The sequence below is a fragment of the Actinoallomurus spadix genome (genome assembly GCF_024055725.1).
GTDB classification, from domain to species: Bacteria; Actinomycetota; Actinomycetes; order Streptosporangiales; family Streptosporangiaceae; genus Actinoallomurus; species Actinoallomurus spadix.
This window is the reverse complement of record NZ_JAMXMX010000015.1, coordinates 21,971-38,915: the sequence shown is the minus strand read 5'-3', so window position 1 is coordinate 38,915 and position 16,945 is coordinate 21,971. Positions and strand designations below refer to the sequence as shown.

The 16,945-nt window shown below is 71.3% G+C and carries 15 protein-coding genes and 1 pseudogene; 14 read left to right on the top strand and 2 right to left on the bottom strand.

Features of this window, described 5'->3' with window-relative positions; translation table 11 throughout:
* The first annotated feature begins 27 nt into the window (after positions 1-27).
* Genes NE235_RS22475 through NE235_RS22460 form a run of 4 tightly spaced genes read left to right on the top strand, consistent with a single transcriptional unit; the run spans position 28 to position 3,473 of the window.
* A complete protein-coding gene (locus NE235_RS22475; protein ID WP_252806128.1) occupies positions 28-984 on the top strand; it encodes a beta-ketoacyl-[acyl-carrier-protein] synthase family protein in 957 nt (318 codons plus the stop codon).
* Between the two features lie 26 nt (positions 985-1,010).
* The gene (locus tag NE235_RS22470; protein WP_252806126.1) at positions 1,011-1,274 is read left to right on the top strand and encodes an acyl carrier protein; all 264 of its coding nucleotides are present in this window, start codon (positions 1,011-1,013) and stop codon (positions 1,272-1,274) included.
* The gene (locus NE235_RS22465; RefSeq protein WP_252806124.1) at positions 1,264-2,490 is read left to right on the top strand and encodes a cytochrome P450; all 1,227 of its coding nucleotides are present in this window, start codon (positions 1,264-1,266) and stop codon (positions 2,488-2,490) included. Before NE235_RS22470 ends, NE235_RS22465 begins: the two co-directional genes overlap by 11 nt.
* Complete coding sequence (locus NE235_RS22460; protein ID WP_252806122.1) at positions 2,487-3,473, top strand: ketoacyl-ACP synthase III family protein; 987 nt, start codon at positions 2,487-2,489, stop codon at positions 3,471-3,473. The genes NE235_RS22465 and NE235_RS22460 overlap by 4 nt, the downstream gene beginning before the upstream one ends.
* 55 nt (positions 3,474-3,528) lie before the next feature.
* Here NE235_RS22460 and NE235_RS22455 read toward each other — a convergent pair whose 3' ends face one another.
* Positions 3,529-4,929 carry an ABC1 kinase family protein gene (locus tag NE235_RS22455; RefSeq protein WP_252806120.1) on the bottom strand — a complete coding sequence of 467 codons (1,401 nt, stop codon included), beginning with the start codon at positions 4,927-4,929 and terminating at the stop codon, positions 3,529-3,531.
* Between the two features lie 780 nt (positions 4,930-5,709).
* Here NE235_RS22455 and NE235_RS22450 point away from each other — a divergent pair.
* From NE235_RS22450 to NE235_RS22405, 10 genes and pseudogenes are all read left to right on the top strand, one after another.
* Positions 5,710-6,180 (top strand): annotated as a pseudogene (locus NE235_RS22450) (M48 metallopeptidase family protein); the annotation flags it as partial.
* A 146-nt stretch (positions 6,181-6,326) separates the two neighbouring features.
* Positions 6,327-6,917, top strand: a complete 591-nt coding sequence (locus tag NE235_RS22445) for a glycosyltransferase family protein (protein WP_252806118.1) — start codon at positions 6,327-6,329, stop codon at positions 6,915-6,917.
* A 120-nt stretch (positions 6,918-7,037) separates the two neighbouring features.
* Positions 7,038-8,027: a LacI family DNA-binding transcriptional regulator gene (locus NE235_RS22440; protein WP_252806116.1), complete on the top strand. Its 990-nt coding sequence runs from the start codon at positions 7,038-7,040 to the stop codon at positions 8,025-8,027.
* An 18-nt stretch (positions 8,028-8,045) separates the two neighbouring features.
* Entirely contained in the window at positions 8,046-9,245 is a 1,200-nt protein-coding gene (locus tag NE235_RS22435) for an extracellular solute-binding protein (RefSeq protein WP_252806114.1), read from the top strand.
* Positions 9,242-10,330, top strand: coding sequence for an ABC transporter ATP-binding protein (locus NE235_RS22430; protein ID WP_252806112.1), 1,089 nt, complete (start codon positions 9,242-9,244; stop codon positions 10,328-10,330). The genes NE235_RS22435 and NE235_RS22430 overlap by 4 nt, the downstream gene beginning before the upstream one ends.
* On the top strand, positions 10,331-11,260 hold the full coding sequence (locus NE235_RS22425) for an ABC transporter permease (RefSeq protein WP_252806110.1): 930 nt from the start codon (positions 10,331-10,333) through the stop codon (positions 11,258-11,260). It begins immediately after the preceding gene.
* Between the two features lie 8 nt (positions 11,261-11,268).
* Entirely contained in the window at positions 11,269-12,129 is an 861-nt protein-coding gene (locus NE235_RS22420; RefSeq protein WP_252806108.1) for an ABC transporter permease, read from the top strand.
* A complete protein-coding gene (locus NE235_RS22415) occupies positions 12,126-12,866 on the top strand; it encodes a 5-deoxy-glucuronate isomerase (RefSeq protein ID WP_252806106.1) in 741 nt (246 codons plus the stop codon). Before NE235_RS22420 ends, NE235_RS22415 begins: the two co-directional genes overlap by 4 nt.
* 4 nt (positions 12,867-12,870) lie before the next feature.
* Entirely contained in the window at positions 12,871-14,013 is a 1,143-nt protein-coding gene (locus NE235_RS22410) for a UxaA family hydrolase (protein WP_252806103.1), read from the top strand.
* Positions 14,010-15,368: a mannitol dehydrogenase family protein gene (locus NE235_RS22405; RefSeq protein ID WP_252806101.1), complete on the top strand. Its 1,359-nt coding sequence runs from the start codon at positions 14,010-14,012 to the stop codon at positions 15,366-15,368. Before NE235_RS22410 ends, NE235_RS22405 begins: the two co-directional genes overlap by 4 nt.
* Here the strand turns inward: NE235_RS22405 and NE235_RS22400 are convergent, their stop codons facing one another.
* Positions 15,369-16,901, bottom strand: coding sequence for an FAD-dependent monooxygenase (locus tag NE235_RS22400; protein WP_252806099.1), 1,533 nt, complete (start codon positions 16,899-16,901; stop codon positions 15,369-15,371).
* Positions 16,902-16,945: the final 44 nt, after the last annotated feature.

Sequence of the window (16,945 nt, the reverse complement as noted above, 5' to 3'; positions counted from 1 at the left end):
GCGGTATCTCGAAACCGATGGAGAGACATGCGAATCGATGTTCCCATCGCCATCGCCGGCGCCAGGGTCTGGCGGCCACCGACGGTCGGCAGAAGCGAGAACGCCTCTTCGCGTGGTGTGCTGAGTGGCCCCGAGGTCGCGGGCGTCGGATCGTCGACCGCGTCCGGTGACCTCACGGGACCTGAGATGGCGGTGTACGCCGCCGTCGGTGCTCTGGCCGACGCGAGGCGCTCTCCGGCCGAAGTGGACGGTTTGGCGTACGGCTGGGTGTCCCACCAGGGGGAGCACGTATGGACCCCACCGCACCGGGTGGCACGGCTGTTGGGCGCGAACCGCTGTGTCGCGTTGGGTGTACAGCAGATGGCCAACAGCGGCGTGGCCGCATTGCGCGAGTCGGTGCTCTGGCTGGTCACGGAACCGGACTGGACGACCACGGTGGCCGCGACCGGCGATGGCCTCCGACCTCATGACCCGTGCCAAGGCCACTCCCCACCGGCTGGTGGTGGTACCGCGATCGTAGTTACCCGTGGGCCCGGACGGCGCACCATCGCCTCGATCGTTTCCGTCGCCGCCCCCTGCCCGGAGTCGTCTCACCTCGACCGCGACTCCGTCATGACGCTCCGCGAAGGACGGCAGGATTCGGCTGCCCGCCCGGAAGCCACGCGAGAAGTCCGCGCTGCCGTCTGCTCGGCGGTCGCCCAGGCACTGGGTGAAGCGAGCCTGACGGACCGGGATCCCAGGCTCAGCGCGGTCCTGGTGCCCGGTGCCGGGGACAGCGCCCTACGCGGCATGGTGTGCAGCGGTCTGCTCGACGGCCTCCGAGACCGGGTGAGATCCACCCGGGCCTCGGCCGGGTACCTCGGTGCGGGCGGCCTGCTGGCCGACCTCGCCGAGGAGCCGCCGCCAGGTCCCGGCGAGCATCACCTGCTGGTCAGCGTGGCCGCCGGGGGGACCGTCGCCGCCGTAGTGGTCTCGGGCCACTGAAGAATCACCGAAGAACGGAGTTCCCCGTGTCCCCCACCGTGTTCGCCGCCGTCCGGGACTCCCTGTGCTCGGCGCTGGGCCTCGATTCCGACACTCACGTGATCACTCCTGAGTCCGAATTGCTGGAGCTGCCCGGGGCCGCTTCGATCGCAATGGTCAGGGCGCTCGTCGACATCGAAGACCGCCTCGGAGTCGAACTGGACGACGAGGCGATCTTCCGGGTCCGCACCGTCGGTGACGTCTGCGCCGTTGTCGCCGGCAAGCTGAAAGGGGCCGGCAATGACGGCTGAGCACCCGGGCGCACCTGCCCCGCTCGTCGACGCGAATTACCACGCCCGTCCATATCCGGATCGCTTCCGCGAACTCTCGCGATCCGGCCCGGTGCGACAGGTTCTCGCGCCGGGTGACATTCCGCTATGGGTGATCACGGGCCATGCGGAGGGACGAGCGGCACTGTCCGATGAACGCCTGGTCAAAGATCCTTTCAATCTGCCGGGAACCGCGGCGGGACTGGGTCGTACTCGGTGGCCGGAGGACGTGACGCTGGTCTCGGGCCGCCAACTGCTCAACACCGATGGCGAGACGCACGCCCGGCTGCGCGGCGTGCTCGGACCGCACCTGGCCACCCGTGCGCTCATGGACAAGAGGCCTATGGTCACCGCCGCGGTGAAGGTGCTGCTGGACAGGCTTGCCGACGAAGAACACATCGACCTGGTCACCGACTTCGCCGAGCCGCTCAACACCGTCGTGATCGCTCGTCTGCTCGGTGTCGCGGAGGACGCCTGCGCGGCGGCCATGGCCTGCTGCCGGCTGCTGCTCGGCCCTCGTCACCCGGAGGAGCCGGAGATGCGGAGCGCGTACCTGGAGATGAGCGAAGCGCTCGCGGAGTTCGTCAGCGTCCGCGAGCACGAGGATGCCGGGGACGACGACCTGTTGTCCGTGATCGTCGGCGCGCTGCGTGCGCGGCGGATCCGGCGCCGGGAGGCGGTGTCCATGGTGGGATCGGTCCTGCTCGGCGCATCGAGTCCACCCGTGACACTGATCGCGGTGGCCTGTGCGTTGGCGCTGTGTGACCAGGACTTTCGCTTTACCGTCGCGTCAGGCTCGGTGGAGTGCGCCGTGGAGGAGGCATTGCGTTATCAACCTCCGGTCTCCTTCAGCAGTTGGCGGTTCGCGCGTGAACCCCTGGAGATCGCGGGAACCCGCATCGACCGGGGCGACGCGGTGATGGTGCTGCTCGCCGCGGCCAACCGCGATCCCCGCGTGTTCGCCGGAGGTGACCGAATCGTCCCGGACCGCTCCGGGCCGGCCGGCCACCTCAGTTTCGGTCAGGGACCGCACTACTGCATGGGCGCCGCCGTGGCACGACTCCAGGCACAGGTCGCAGTGCCCGCGTTCCTCGACCGCTTTCCCACGGCTCGGCTGGTGCGACCGCTGGAGGAGACGGTCTGGGAGGGTGTGCTGGGCGACCGGCGCCCCGTAAGCGTGGAGGTCGCGCTGCGATGAGGTTGGTCGAACCGGTCGCGATCGCGGGAAGTGCGCTGTGCCTGCCGCTCGAACGGGACTCCGCCGAACAGGCGCTCGCCCGCGGTTCGGTCACACCGGCCGTAGTACGGGCCGAGGGCATTCAGGCCCTGCGGGTGTGTGCGCCGGATGAGACGTCGTCGGAACTCGCCGCCAGAACCATCACTTCGGCGCTCGCCCGGGCGAAGGTCGACCCGTCCAGTGTAGATCTGCTGGCCTACGGCTGGCTGTTCGAGCGGGACGAGCGCCTTGCGCCGAATCGGTTGGCGCAACTGGTGGGGGTGCGGTCCGGTGCCGCGTTCGGCGTTCGGCAGATGTCCAACGGCGGCGCGGCGGCCCTGGAACTGGTGGCGCGGAGTCTGGTCACCGATCCCGCAGTGCGCACAGCGGTAGCAGTCACATCCGACAGTTTCCGTGAGCTTCCCTATGATCGGTGGCTCAGCACGCCGCCTTTGGGCGACGGCGCAGCCTCGGTGGTGCTCACCCGCGGCTCCGGACCGTGCGTGCTTCGTGCGATCACGTCGGTGGGTGATCCTGGGCTGGAGCTGCGCTATCCCGGACGCGACCCGTTCGCACCGCTGTCTCCCGAGGACGGCACGACGACCGCTTGGGGTGACGCGTCCGTGACTCGTGGAATCCGACAGTGCGTTGCCGATGTGGTCACCCGCGTGCTCTCGCAGGCGAACCTGGCCCCGGACGATTCCCGCATCGCCCTGGTCCGCTCCTCCCGAGTCGGTAGGACAACGGTCCGGCACCTGCTCACCGCGGCGCTGCCTCGGCCGCTCCGCAGCAAGGTCGTCGTGCCCGGCGAGGAGACCGGACATCTCGGTGCGGGCGACCTCCTCGCCAATCTGGCCGAGTTCGAGCTTCCCCGCCCGGGCCAGTTCCATCTGCTCATCAGTGTCGGCGCCGGACTTACCGCGACCGCCGCAGTGGTCGAGGGAAAGGTCGAGCCTGCGAATTGAGATCGCCTCGAACAGTGCGCGATCTCATCCCGGCTGGGGTGCCCGTGGGCGGCGGTCAGCTCGCGATCTCTTCGTCCTCGCCGGGCGTCTCGTCCTCGGCGAGGTCGTCCGTGTGGTCGTCGAAATCGTTGAAGTCGTCGAACTCAGGGTCGTCGTCGGCGAAGCCGGGGACCCAGGTCAGCGCCTCGTCGCGGAACCGGCCCTCGGCCTCGAGCTGGCACAGCACGCCGGTGCCGGCGGCCACGACGCGGTGGATCAGCACGTACGACGGCGGCAGGTTGAGCTGCCGGACGACGTTCGTCGGGCGCAGGTCGGTCACCCGGGCGGCCTCTTGGCGCAGCCACTCCCGGCTGAACTTGAAGGTCTCCTCGACGAGCGGCTCGGCGATCGGGCCGATGAAGGCGTGCAGCGAGTCGGGGTCGACCTCGACGCCCTCGCGGATGAAGTCCTCCTCGCGCAGCGCCTTCATGATCTGGTCGATGTCGCCCATCGTGCCGATCCGCATGAGGACGCCGATGCGCCGGTGGAAGCCGCCGGGCAGGCGGTCGACGGCGCCGAAGTCGATGACGCCGAGCCGGCCGTCGTCGAGCAGCCGGAAGTTGCCGGGGTGCGGGTCGGCGTGCAGCAGGCCGCACCGCGCGGGCCCGGAGAACAGGAACCGGCAGTACAGCAGCCCCGCGTGGTCGCGTTCCTCCTGGGTGCCGTCGCTGATGATCGCCGACAGCGGGGTGCCGTCGATCCATTCGGTGACGAGCACGTGCCCGGACTGGGCGACGACGTCGGGGATGACGAAGTCGGGGTCGTCGGCGTACGCCTCGGCGAAGGTCGCCTGGGACTCGGCCTCGATCGTGTAGTCGAGCTCCTCGGCGATCCGGCGCCGCAGCTCGGCCAGCATCGTCTTGACGTCCAGGCCCGGGGCGAGGACCGCGAACAGCTTGCCGAGCCGGGCCATCTGGTTGAAGTCGCTCAGCAGCGCCTTGCCGGCGCCGGGGTACTGGACCTTGACGGCCACGGGGCGGCCGTCGTGCCAGACGGCCTTGTGCACCTGGCCGATCGAGGCCGCGGCCGCCGGCCGGTCGTCGAACTCGGCGAAGTGGTCGCGCCAGTCGGCGCCCAGGCCCTCGGCCAGCACCTTGTGCACCGTCGCGGCGGGCAGCGGCGGGGCGGCCTCCTGCAGCCGGGTGAGCGTGGCGCGGTACGGGCCGGCGACCTCGGGCGGCAGCGCCGCCTCGAAGATCGACAGCATCTGGCCGACCTTCATCGCGCCGCCCTTCAGCTCGCCGAGCACCTTGAACAGCTGCTCGGCGGTGCGCTGCTGGATCTCGGTGGCGACGAGTTCGGCGGGCCTGCCGAAGGTGCGCTTCCCGACACCGAGGGCGGTGCGTCCGGCGAAGCCGATGGGGAGGGAGGCCAGCTTGGCGGTCCGCGTCACAGCGCGGCGGGGGAGATCGCTCATCAGATACCTCCGAGGAGACCCCCGCTTTTAGGCGGGGAGGATCGGGCTCCTACGTAGCAGGGCGAAGGTGGGAGAACCACCTCGACGGGTTCCCGTATCCCTGTGCGCACCTTCGATGACAGATGGTAGTTTGACTCTTCCGGTGGGCGATAACCAAGCTCGCCGGGCCTACCGCCGGGCTGGCGGGAAGTCACGTCTGTGGAGCTTGTGTAAGACCGATGGGCGGCAATCCGTCCCTCGCCGGTTAGCCGGGTCGGCAACGGGCTGTGAAGCAGAAAGCTCAACCTGCGAGGGTTGAATCCCCCTGCTTCGGCTGGGGGAGAAGTCAATGAGTACCTGCTCTCAGCAGCAGCCAGCACAACATCATCCGCGAGGCGGCGTGCCTGCCGGTTCCGCACGTCACCCTATTCTCGGTGAGGCACGCCGCGGGTGCCACACGGCCCGGTGGAGCGTCTGGCGCGACCTGCCGCGCCACATCCGCAAGGGGGTAGTGACCAACGTAAGCGGGTGAGTGTGTGCTTCTCACGTCGGCTGCGGCCGTGGCCCGCCTCCTGAACGCCGGGCGTCTGGGGCAACAGGCTACCTGCCGGGCCACTCCGGTCCTGTGGATAACCTGCGCAAAGCATGTGGACAGTCTTGGGGACGTGCGAAATAGCGCCGTCTCTACCAGCGAAGACGCGACTCACCCCCTGTGGAGAAACCGAAGTTTTCGGTACGGTGCTTACCGTGCCCCCCACAGGCGAGATAGAGGTGCGTCGCAGCTCCCGGCGTCGGCGGACGATCACCGCCCGCCGCGACGGCGACAAGACGGTGGTGATGGTGCCCGCCGGGCTGAGCGCGGCCGAAGAGCGCGAGTGGATCGACACGGTCCTCAAGCGGCTGGCCGCTCGCGAGCGGCGCCGACGCCCGAGCGACGACGCGCTCTACGACCGCGCGCGGGAGCTGTCGCGGCGATACCTCGACGGCCGTGCCGCCCCGGCCAGTGTCCGGTGGGTGACCAACCAGCGCAGCCGCTGGGGCTCGTGCACTCCCGACGACGGCACGATCCGGCTGTCCACGCAGTTGCGGGGGATGCCGGGCTGGGTCGTCGACTACGTCCTCATGCACGAGCTCACCCATCTGCTCGTGCCCGGTCACGGGCCGCTGTTCTGGGATCTGGTCAACCGTTATCCGCGGACCGAGCGGGCCCGCGGCTACCTGGAGGGCGTGGCCGCGACCGCCGGGCTGCCGCTGACGGACGGTGATCGGCCGCGCGAGCGGGCCACCGGCGCGGGCGACCTGCCGGGCCGGGGCGGGGCACCGCTGCTCGACGGAGACCCGCGCCGGGAGGAGGACCCGCTGCTGGACGGCGACCCGTCCCGCGACGAGGACCCGCTGCTGGGCGGGGACTCCGCGAGGTGACGCGCCGGTTCGCGGCCGTCCTGGCGGGGGCGGCGACGGCGGCGCCGCCGGGCATCGATCCCGACGAGTACCGGCTCGCCCTGCTCGAGGACACCTATGAGGTGGTGGCGGGGCTGGAGCTCGTCACCCCGGTGCTCGCGCTGCCCGGCCCCGACCCCGACGCCGAGGCCGTCACCTGGCCGGGCACGCCCGTCCTGCGGGTCGCCGGCCTCGGCGCGCTGCTGCACGCCCTTCACGAGCTGGGCGCCGAACACGCGGCCGTCGTCGCGCCCGACGCGCCGGACCTGCCGGCCCTGCTCCTCGGCAAGCTCTTCCGCGCCCTCGGGAGCGGGCAGGTGGCCGTCTGCCCGGCGGCCGGCGGCGGGCTGGTCGCGCTCGCGGCCCGGCTCCCCGCGCCCGCCTGGCTGGCCGGGGTCGACCTGGACACGGCCGACGCCCCCGCCCGGCTGCGCCGGGCCGCCGGCGTCCAGGGCGCCGTACGCTCCGCGCCGGGGTGGCACCGGCTGCGCGCGCCCGCCGACGTCTCTCTTCTGGATCCCGGCCTGGAGGGCTGGGACAACACCCGGGTCCTGCTCGCCGGCCACTGAGCGGACGACCGCGGGGACCCGGGGCGCTGGTTACACCTTTATGCCCGGCACGTTACATTGACCGGCTCTGCAAACGTTTGCATAGTTTCATGCATCCGAACCGACCCTTGAGGAGTCGCGGTGCCGGTGACCATCCAGGACGTCGCCCGTGAGGCGGGAGTGTCGGTATCGACCGTGTCCCGGGCGTTCACCGTTCCTGACCTGGTCAAGGAGGAGACCCGGCAGCACGTGCTCCAGACCGCGGAACGGCTCGGCTACCGCCCGAACCGCGCCGCCCGGGGACTGATCACCGGCAAGACCGGAAACTTCGGCGTGATCGTTCCCGACCTGTCCAACCCGTTCTTCCCCACCGTGCTGAAGGGCGTGCAGGCCAGGGCACGCGAGGCGGACTACGCCGTCTTCCTCGCGGACTGCGACGAGAATCCCGCCGAGGAGATGGCCCTCGTCCAGGCCATGGCCAAGCAGGTCGACGGCGTCATCCTCTGCTCGTCGCGGATGACCCCGAGCCAACTCGACCGGGTGGTGGGGACGACCTCGCTGGTCTTCATCAACCGCCAGGTGCGCGACAGCCCGGCGGTCCTGATGGGGCCCGCGGGCGGGATGCGCCAGGCCATCGACCACCTCGCCGCGCTCGGCCACCGCCGGGTCGCGTACCTGAACGGTCCGAAGACGTCGTGGTCCAACCGGGAGCGCAGGCGCGGCCTGCGCCAGGCCGCCCGGCACGACATGGAGATCGTGGAGCTGGGGCCCTTCGCCCCGCGCTTCGAGGCGGGGCCGCACGCCGCCGACCTGGTGATCGCCGAGGGCGTCACCGCGATCATCGCCTTCAACGACCTCCTGGCGCTGGGGGTGATGTCCCGGCTGGCCGACCGGGGCGTCGCGGTGCCCGAGGAGATGAGCGTCGTCGGCTTCGACGACATCCCGATGGCGGGCATGGCCACTCCGCCGCTGACCACCGTCGCCATGCAGAACGAACGCGCCGGTCGCGCGGCCGTCGACCTGCTCGTGAACCTCCTGACCGTCTCCGGCGCCGACGCGGGGGATCTCCGCCGGGACCTCGAATGTCAGCTGATCGTGCGGGCCTCGACCACGGTCCCCGCCCGATCGTGACCGGAAGGAAGATCCCTGATGCGCGTTGAGACCTGGTGCCTCGCGGCGGCGTTCGCTCTCGCGGTGAGCGCGTGCGGTTCACCGAACTCGGGGGGCGGGGCCAAGGACGTGACGCCGGACAAGGTCCCCGACACGCCGAAGAACCCGGTGACCCTCAACATCATCGACGTGGCGGGCAACCTGCAGCTCACCCAGGGGATGATCGACGAGTTCGTCAAGACGCACCCGAAGGTGATCAAGAAGGTCACCTACACGAAGGCCACCGCGCCGGAGCTGCCCGGGAAGATCAAGGCGCAGCAGAGCGCCGGCCAGGTGCAGATCGGCATGGTCCTCACCGGCACCGACGGCCTGTCCGCGGGCGTCGACCAGAACCTGTGGGTCAAGACCGACGACTACAACAGCCGCATCGGAAGCGCGAACTACCTCGAACCGGCCGCGAAGATGCAGGAGCTGGCGCAAGGCCGCGGCGTCGAGCTCGTGTACTACCCGTCCGGTCCGCTCCTGGAGTACAACCCCAAGACGGTGCCCAACCCGCCGACGACCACGGACGAGCTGCTCGCCTGGGCGAAGGCGCACCCGAAGAAGTTCCAGTACGCCCGGCCCGCCAACTCCGGCCCCGGCCGTACGTTCCTCATGGGCCTGCCGTACCTCCTCGGCGACTCGAACCCCAAGGACCCGGGCTCGGGGTGGAGCAAGACCTGGACTTACCTGGCGGAGCTCGGCAAGTACGTCGACTACTACCCGTCCAAGACCTCCGAGACGATGAGCAACCTGGCCAACGGGTCGGTCGACATGATCGCCACCACGACCGGCTGGGACATCAACCCGCGGGCGCTCGGCCAGGTGCCGGCCGGTGACAAGGTCACCTACCTCAAGGGCATGCACTGGGTGACCGACGCGCAGTACGCCACCATCCCCCGCGGCGTCTCCGCCGACGTCCTGTCCGCGGACCTCCAGCTGATCAAGTGGATGCTCACCCCGCAGCAGCAGGCCAAGGCGTACGACACCGGCTACTTCTACCCGGGCCCGGCCGTGAACGGCGTGACGATCTCCATGGCGCCGGCGAAGTCGCAGCAGACCATCCGGCAGTTCGGGCGTCCGGAGTACGAAAAGTGGATCGCCCAGTTCCCGAAGGAGACGTCGCTGCCCGCCAAGGAGCAGGTCACGGCGTTCGATCAGTGGGACCGGACCGTCGGCGGCGGGAAGGTGCACAAATGAGCCGTCCGTCCACCAAGATCTCCGAGCTGCGGCTCGACCACGTCACCCGCGAGTTCGGGGGAGTACGGGCCCTGGACGGACTCGACCTGACGATCACGGGCGGGGAGTTCGTCGCCCTGCTCGGCCCGTCCGGCTGCGGGAAGTCGACCGCGCTGAACTGCCTCGCCGGGCTGCTGCCGCTGACCGGCGGCACGATCACCCTCGACGGCCGCAGGATCGACACCCTGCAGCCCGAGCAGCGCGGCTTCGGCATGGTCTTCCAGAACTACGCGCTGTTCCCGCACATGTCGGTGCGCTCGAACATCGGCTTCGGCCTGCGCATGGCCAAAGTCCCCAAGGCCGACGCGCGCCGCCGGGTCGACGAGGCGATCAGGCTGGTTCAGCTGGAGGAGCACGCGGACAAGTTCCCGGGCCAGCTGTCCGGCGGCCAGCAGCAGCGCGTCGCGATCGCCCGTGCCATCGTCCTCGAACCCCCGCTGGTCCTGATGGACGAGCCGCTGTCGAACCTCGACGCCAAACTGCGGCTGGAGATGCGCACCGAGATCAAGCGCATCCACCAGACGCTCGGGCTGACCACCATCTACGTCACCCACGACCAGGAGGAGGCCCTCTCCCTCGCCGACCGCCTCGTCCTGCTCCGCCAGGGCCGGGTCCAGCAGATCGGCTCGCCGGAGGAGGTCTACACCGAGCCGGCCAACCGGTTCGTCGCCGGCTTCATGGGCTACCGCAACGAAATCGAACTGCCCGTCTCCCAGGTCAACGAGAAGACGGTCGTGCTCGACGGACTCGGCGGCGGGCTCACCGGCGTCCGGCGCGACGACCTCGGCGAGCGGGTGGTCGCGGCGATCCGGCCCGAGGACTTCACCGTCGGCGACGGCCCGAACGCAACGGAGATCACCGTCGAGGTCGTCGAGTACCAGGGCCGCGAGCAGGCCATCCAGGGCCGTACCGGCGACGGCGTCGACCTGCACCTGCGCGCCGACGCGCGGCTCGCGCCCGGCGACCGGGTGACGGTGTCGGTGCCGCCGGAGCGGGTGCTGGTGTTCGCCGCGGAGAGCCCGGCCGCACCCGAGGAGGTGGCCTAGATGGCGGCGGCTCCGGCCGTCGCCCGGCCACGCATCTCGCTGCGGCACCGCCTCGCCGAGCGCGGCATCGACCGCACGCTGCTGCTCCTGCTGCCCGCGGTCGTCTTCGTCGTCGCGTTGTTCATCTACCCGTTCGTGTACGGCCTGCAGCTGTCCTTCCAGCCGCAGGCGGGCTCGGACGCCGCGAACAAGTACGGCACCGGGCCGTTCGCGACCTACCGGCTGTTCTTCGCCGACCCGTACCTGCGGAACACGATCTGGACGACGTTGAAGATCGGACTGCCGGCCGCGTTGTTCAACGTGCTCGCCTCGGTGCCGATCGCGTACCGGATGCGCGGCAGGTTCCGCGGCAAGCGGGCCGTCACCACGATCCTCGTCGTGCCGATCACGCTGGGCACGGTGCTCACCGCCGAGGGCCTGCTGGCCTTCATGGGGCCGACGGGCTGGCTCAACCGGATCCTGCTGGACGTCGGGATCGTCGACCACCCGGTGCGGCTCACGCACAACTACTGGGGCGTCGTCTTCTCGCTGACCATCACCGGGTTTCCATTCGCGTTCCTGCTGACCCTGTCGTACCTGACCGGGATCGACCCGACGCTGGAACGGGCGGCCTCGACGCTCGGGGCGGGCTGGTGGCAGCGGTTCCGGCACATCACGCTGCCGCTGCTGGCGCCGGGCCTGGCCATCACGTTCTGCCTGTCGTTCGTGCTGGCGTTCTCGGTGTTCCCCTCGGCGATCATGGTCGGTGAGCCCGCCCGGCAGACGCGGGTGATCTCGATCGCCGCGTTCCACGCCGCGTTCGAGCAGTACGACTACTCCATGGCCTCGGCCATCGCGATGATCATGGGTGCCGTCGAGCTGGTCGTCATCGGCCTCGTCCTCGCCTGGCGCGCCCGCCTCTACAAGGGAGCGACAGGGGGCAAGGGATGACCGCCGTCATGGAAGCGCCTCCCACCGCGGAGGAGAAGACGCCGAGGCGGGTCGCCATGCGACCCGGGGCCTGGATCGTCTGGGGTTCCGTGGCCTTCTTCCTGCTCATCCTGCTCGGCGTGGTCAGCTCGGTCGTCGTGAACTCCTTCGGCCGCAAGTGGTTCGGCGGCTGGCTGCCGAAGGGCTGGACCACCCACTGGTACGGCGCGACATGGAAGGAGTTCGACCTCGGCGGCGTCCTCACCGTGACGCTGGAGGTCGCGCTCGCCGTCGTCGTGGTCTCCGTCCTGGTCGGTGTCCCGGCCGCGTACGCGCTGGCCCGCCGGAACTTCCCCGGCAAGCGGGTGCTGATGGTGGCGTTCCTGCTGCCGATCCTCATCCCGCCGATCACGTACGGCGTGCCGCTGGCGACCGTGCTGTACAAGTTCCACCTGGCCGGGAGGCTCAGCGGCGTGATCCTGGCCAACCTCGTGCCGGCGGTGCCGTTCGTCATCCTCGTCATGACGCCGTTCATCGAGCAGATCGACCCGAAGATCGAGGCGGCGGCCCGCATGTGCGGCGCCAGGACGCGGGTGATCTTCACGCGGATCCTCGGTCCGCTGCTGCTCCCCGGCATGCTGGCCGCCGCGATCCTCGTGCTCGTGCGTACGGTGGGAATGTTCGAGCTGACGTTCCTCACCGCGGGGGCGGACAGCCAGACCCTCGTCGTCGCGCTGTACTACTCGGTCTCCGCCTCGGGCATCCGGGCGCAGCAGGAGACCGACGCGATGGCGGTCATCTACACCCTGTCCATGCTGGTGCTGCTCGTCGCGGCACTGCGCTTCGTCAACCCCACCCAGCTGGTCACCCAGATCAAGGAGAGAGATTGAAGACCCTGCTGACCCCGGGCAAGGACACCGAGCTGATCGGCCTCGACCTGGCCGACCTGGCCGAGGGCGAGACCCTGGAGCTGAACCGCGACGAGGAGGTCGCCGCGGTGGTCCTCTCGGGCGTCGTCGACGTCGACGGGCTGGGCACGGCCGGCGGCCGTAGCGGTGTGTTCGACGGACCGGGCCACACGGTGTACGCCCCGCCGGGCCACCCGCTGACGTTCCGGGCGACCGGCGGACCGGCGCAGATCGTCATCGCGACCGCCCCGCTCGGCGACGGCACGCCCGGCGAGGCGCGGATCATCGGGCCGGACGACCAGGAGATCGCCGAGCGCGGTGAGGGCAACTGGTCCCGTACGGTCCGGACGATCCTCGGCCCCGGTGACAGCGCCGGCCGGCTGCTGCTCGGCGAGACGATCAACCCGCCGGGGAACTGGTCGAGCTACCCGCCGCACAAGCACGACACCCACGAGCCGCCCCGCGAGGTGAGGCTGGAAGAGGTCTACCTGTTCAAGCTGGACCCGGAGAACGGCTTCGGCGTGCAGATCCGGTACGACGGCGAGGGCGAGGAGTGCTTCACCGTCCGCGACGGCGACGTGGCGGCGATCCCGGCCGGATACCACCCGGTCGTCGCCGCGCCGGGGTACAAGCTCTGCTACCTGTGGGTGATGGCGGGTGAGGGCCGGCAGATGATCCCGTACCTCGACCCCGAGCACGCCTGGGTGCAGAACGGCTGACGGGATGGAGGCTCGGCGTGCGGACGCGACGGCGGCGCCGGCCGGCGCGGAGCCGGCGGACGGCGCGTTCTTCCAGGGCATCGTCCGCCCGGACGGGCGGGTCGGCACCCGGAACCACCTCGGCATCCTCACGTCGGTGAACTGCTCCGCGACGGTCGCGAAGATGATCGCGAGCCGGTCGGCGGCCCTCGCGGAGGAGTTCCCCAACGTGGACGGCGTCGTCGCGCTCACGCACGACACCGGGTGCGGGATGGCCGCCGACGGCGACGGCATCCGGCTGCTGCGGCGGACCCTGAACGGCTACGCCCGGCACCCGAACTTCGCGGCCCTGCTCGTCGTCGGCCTCGGCTGTGAGGTGGCGCAGCTCACCGGATTCGACCTGCCGGAGGGCACGCCGACGATGACGATCCAGGAGCTGGGCGGCACGGCGGCGACCGTACGCCGGGGCGTCGAACTGATCCGCGACCTGCTGCCCGAGGCGGACCGCGCCGAGCGGGTGCCGGTCCCGGCGTCGGAGCTCGTCCTCGGCCTGGCCGGCACCGGCACGGGCGGGCCCGGGAACGCCGCGCTCGGCGCGGCGGCCGACCTGCTCGTCCGGCACGGCGGCACCGTGATCCTGGCCGGGACACCGCAGGTGTACGGCGCGGAGCACCTCCTCGCGCGCCGCGCCGTCTCCCCGGAGGTCGCCGGGCGGCTGGCCGAGCGGGTCCGCTGGTGGGAGGGGTACGCCCGGCCGGCCCCGGACGCGCCGGAGCGGGCGGTCGCCAGGGGCGGCACGTCGCCGCTGACCGCGGTCCACGAGTACGCCGAGCCGGTGACCGAGCGCGGGCTCGTCTTCATGGACACGCCGGGGCGGGCCGAGGTCTCCGCGACCGGGCAGGTGGCGGGCGGCGCGACCGTCATGTGCTTCACGACCGGGGACGGGCCCGCCGGCGGCTGCCGCCCGGTGCCCGGCCTGAACCTCGCCGCGACGGGCGAGGCGTACCGGGCGATGCCCGAGGACCTGGACCTCGACCTGTCCCGTGCCTCGGGTGAGGGGCTGTTCCGGCTGGTCCTGGAGGTCGCCTCGGGCCGCCGGACGGCCGGCGAGGAGTTCGGCGCCGGTGACGGCGACTTCGCGCCCTGGCAGACCGGGGCGGTCATGTGAACACCGAACGGAAGGACACCATGCGGCTGTCACTGACGAGCCGGCCCCGGCCGGTGCCGTCGTCGGTGGGGATCGTGCACCTGGGCATCGGCGCGTTCCACCGGGCGCACCAGGCGGTCTACACCGAGGACGCCGGCGACGGCTGGGGGATCTGCGGGATCACCCAGCGCAGCGCGACCGTCGTCGAGCAACTCGGCCCGCAGGACGGGCTGTACAGCGTGCTCGAACGCGGCCCCGAGGGCGCGTCGGCGAGGATCATCGGGGCGGTGCGGGAGGTGCTCACCGGCGACGCGACCGCCGGCCGCGTCGCCGATCCGGCCGTGCGGATCGTCTCGCTGACCGTGACGGAGAAGGGCTACCGGCACGACCCCGCCACCGGGCGGCTGCGGATCGACGACCCGGAGATCCGCCTGGACCTCACCGGCCGTGAGCCCCGCACGGTCATCGGCCGGCTCGCCCGTGGCCTGTCCCGGCGTGAGGCACCGGTGACGATCCTGTGCTGCGACAACCTGTCCGCCAACGGGGCGACGCTGCGCGGCCTGGTCGAGGAGTACGCCGAGCGCGCGGGCGTGAAGATCACCTGCGAGACGGCGTTCCCCTCGACGATGGTGGACCGGATCGTGCCCGCGACCACGGCGGCCGACCTGGACGAGGCCGAACGCCTGCTCGGCGTCCGTGACCACGGCGTCGTCGTGACCGAGCCGTTCACCCAGTGGGTGATCGAGGACTCCTTCGCGGCGGGCCGCCCCGCCTGGGACGAGGCCGGCGCGATCCTCACCGGCGACGTCGCCCCGTACGAGCTGATGAAGCTGCGGCTGCTCAACGGCTCCCACTCGATGCTGGCCTACCTCGGCTCGCGGTTCACGTACGTCGCCGAGGCGGTCGACGTGCTGGGCGACGCCGTGCGCCGCTACATGGACGAGGACGCCGGCCCGACCCTGACCGTGCCGGACGGGTTCGACCTGGAGGAGTACAAGGCGTCGCTGCTGACCCGGTTCGCCAACCCCGCGCTGCGGCACCGTACCGCGCAGATCGCGATGGACGGCTCGCAGAAGCTCCCGCAGCGGCTGCTCGGCGTCGTCCGCGACCGCCTCGCGGCCGGCGCCGAGCCCCGCTGGGCGGCGCTGGCCGTCGCGGCGTGGATGCGGCACGTCCAGACCGCCGGGGAGCTCGACGACCCGCTCGCCGGCCCGCTGCGGGAGGCTGTCTCCCGCGCGGACCGGCCGGACGCGGTGGTCGACGTGCTCCTGGCGGTCACCGAGGTGTTCGGGCCGGACCTGCGCGAGTCCCGCGTCTTCCGTGACCTGCTCGTGGAGCACCTGACCGAGCTGACCTCCGGCGGCTCCCGGTACTGATCAGCCGAACCAGCGGCGTACGGCCGCGCGCAGGCCGTCCAGCTCGGCCTCGTCCGGGCGGGCGGCGGCCGAGGCCCAGGCGACGTGGGAGTCCGGCCGCAGCAGCAGGGCGGTGGCCGGGGCATCGTGAGAACCCCCGGTGATAACGTCGACCCGGCCGGCGGGCACGGCCCGCCCGAGGGAGGCGTCCGCGGTCAGATCCAGCAGCAGGGGCCGTCCGGACCGGGCCGCCTCGGCGAGCCGGACCGTCCCCGTCTCCGTGCGCACGGTCAGGTCCGGAGCCCACCGCCCGACGAGGGGGTGCGCGTCCCGTACCCCCATGTCATAGCGGACGTCGGCGCCGGACATCAGGTCCGCGATGCGCTGCATGTTCGCCGGGTCGCGCAGCAGCTCGGCGAACAGCTCCCGCAGCCCGGTGACCTCGCTGCCGGGGCTGATCAGCGCGTTCTGCGCCTTGGTGTGCATCACGACCCGCTCGGCGGCGGGCCGCCGCTCGGTCTCGTACGTGTCGAGCAGTCCGGCCGGGGCCCGCCCGTGGAGCTCGGCGGCGAGCTTCCAGCCGAGGTTCACGGCGTCCTGCAGGCCGAGGTTGAGGCCCGGGGCGCCGATCGCGGAGTGGACGTGCGCGGCGTCGCCGAGGAGGAGGACCCGCCGGTCGCGGAACCGCTCGGCCACGCGGGTGTTCCCGCCGACCAACCGGCGCAGCAGGTGGGGTCCGTCACCCTTCGGCGGGTCGAGCGGCATGTCGACCCCGAGCACCCGGTAGATGCTCGCTCGTATCTCCTCCAGCGTCATCGGGATCGTCTCGTCGCCGGGCGGCTCCCACTCGAAGGTGGTGACCAGCGGCTCCCGGCCCGGGAACGGCGCGAAGACGAAGACCCCGCGCTCGGTCCGGTGGTACGAGAACGCCGGGACGGCGCCGTAGCCGGGGATGTCCAGGTTCCCGGTCGCCGGGTCCACCCACGCGGCGGGCGGGTAGGCGTTCACGGTGCGCGCGACGCTGTCGTCCCGGCTCACTCCGGGGAACCCGATCCCGGACAGCTTCCGCGTCACGCTGCGTCCGCCATCCGCGCCCACCAGGTAGCGGGCGCGGATCGGGTAGGTGCCGTCCGGCCCTTCGACGGTGACGGTCACGGCCTCGTCGTCCTGGTCGAGGCCGGTCAGTCCGTGGCCGTACCGGATCTGCGCGCCGAGTTCGACCGCGCGCTCCGCCAGGACCCGCGCGATGCGGGCCTGGGGGGCCGGCAGCGTGTAGATCGGGTTGTCCTCCAGCGTGGTCAGGTCCAGGGACATCCCGCCGAAGATGTACTGGGGGACCGGCGCCGGCGGGTCCTTGCTGCCGCTGAGGCGCTCGTACAGGCCGCGGCGGTCGAGCATCCGCACGACTCGCCCGACCAGGCCGTTCGCGCGGGGTTCCGTGCTCGGCTCCGGCAGCCGCTCCAGCACGATCGGGCGCAGCCCGGCGAGGCCGAGCTCGCAGGCCAGCATCAGGCCGTTCGGGCCGGCGCCGGCGATGACGACATCGTCGATCATTGGATCTCCTAGGGTGAGAGGGCATGACGGGACGGCCCGGCGGC

Bases quoted from the DNA above. Each gene is read 5' to 3' on its own strand.
- NE235_RS22465 (WP_252806124.1), top strand. From the start codon at position 1,264: ATGACGGCTGAGCACCCGGGCGCACCTGCCCCGCTCGTCGACGCGAAT.
- NE235_RS22400 (WP_252806099.1), bottom strand. From the start codon at position 16,901: ATGATCGACGATGTCGTCATCGCCGGCGCCGGCCCGAACGGCCTGATG.
- NE235_RS22460 (WP_252806122.1), top strand. From the start codon at position 2,487: ATGAGGTTGGTCGAACCGGTCGCGATCGCGGGAAGTGCGCTGTGCCTG.
- NE235_RS22420 (WP_252806108.1), top strand. From the start codon at position 11,269: ATGGAAGCGCCTCCCACCGCGGAGGAGAAGACGCCGAGGCGGGTCGCC.
- NE235_RS22475 (WP_252806128.1), top strand. From the start codon at position 28: ATGCGAATCGATGTTCCCATCGCCATCGCCGGCGCCAGGGTCTGGCGG.
- NE235_RS22430 (WP_252806112.1), top strand. From the start codon at position 9,242: ATGAGCCGTCCGTCCACCAAGATCTCCGAGCTGCGGCTCGACCACGTC.
- NE235_RS22410 (WP_252806103.1), top strand. From the start codon at position 12,871: ATGGAGGCTCGGCGTGCGGACGCGACGGCGGCGCCGGCCGGCGCGGAG.
- NE235_RS22435 (WP_252806114.1), top strand. From the start codon at position 8,046: ATGCGCGTTGAGACCTGGTGCCTCGCGGCGGCGTTCGCTCTCGCGGTG.
- NE235_RS22425 (WP_252806110.1), top strand. From the start codon at position 10,331: ATGGCGGCGGCTCCGGCCGTCGCCCGGCCACGCATCTCGCTGCGGCAC.
- NE235_RS22455 (WP_252806120.1), bottom strand. From the start codon at position 4,929: ATGAGCGATCTCCCCCGCCGCGCTGTGACGCGGACCGCCAAGCTGGCC.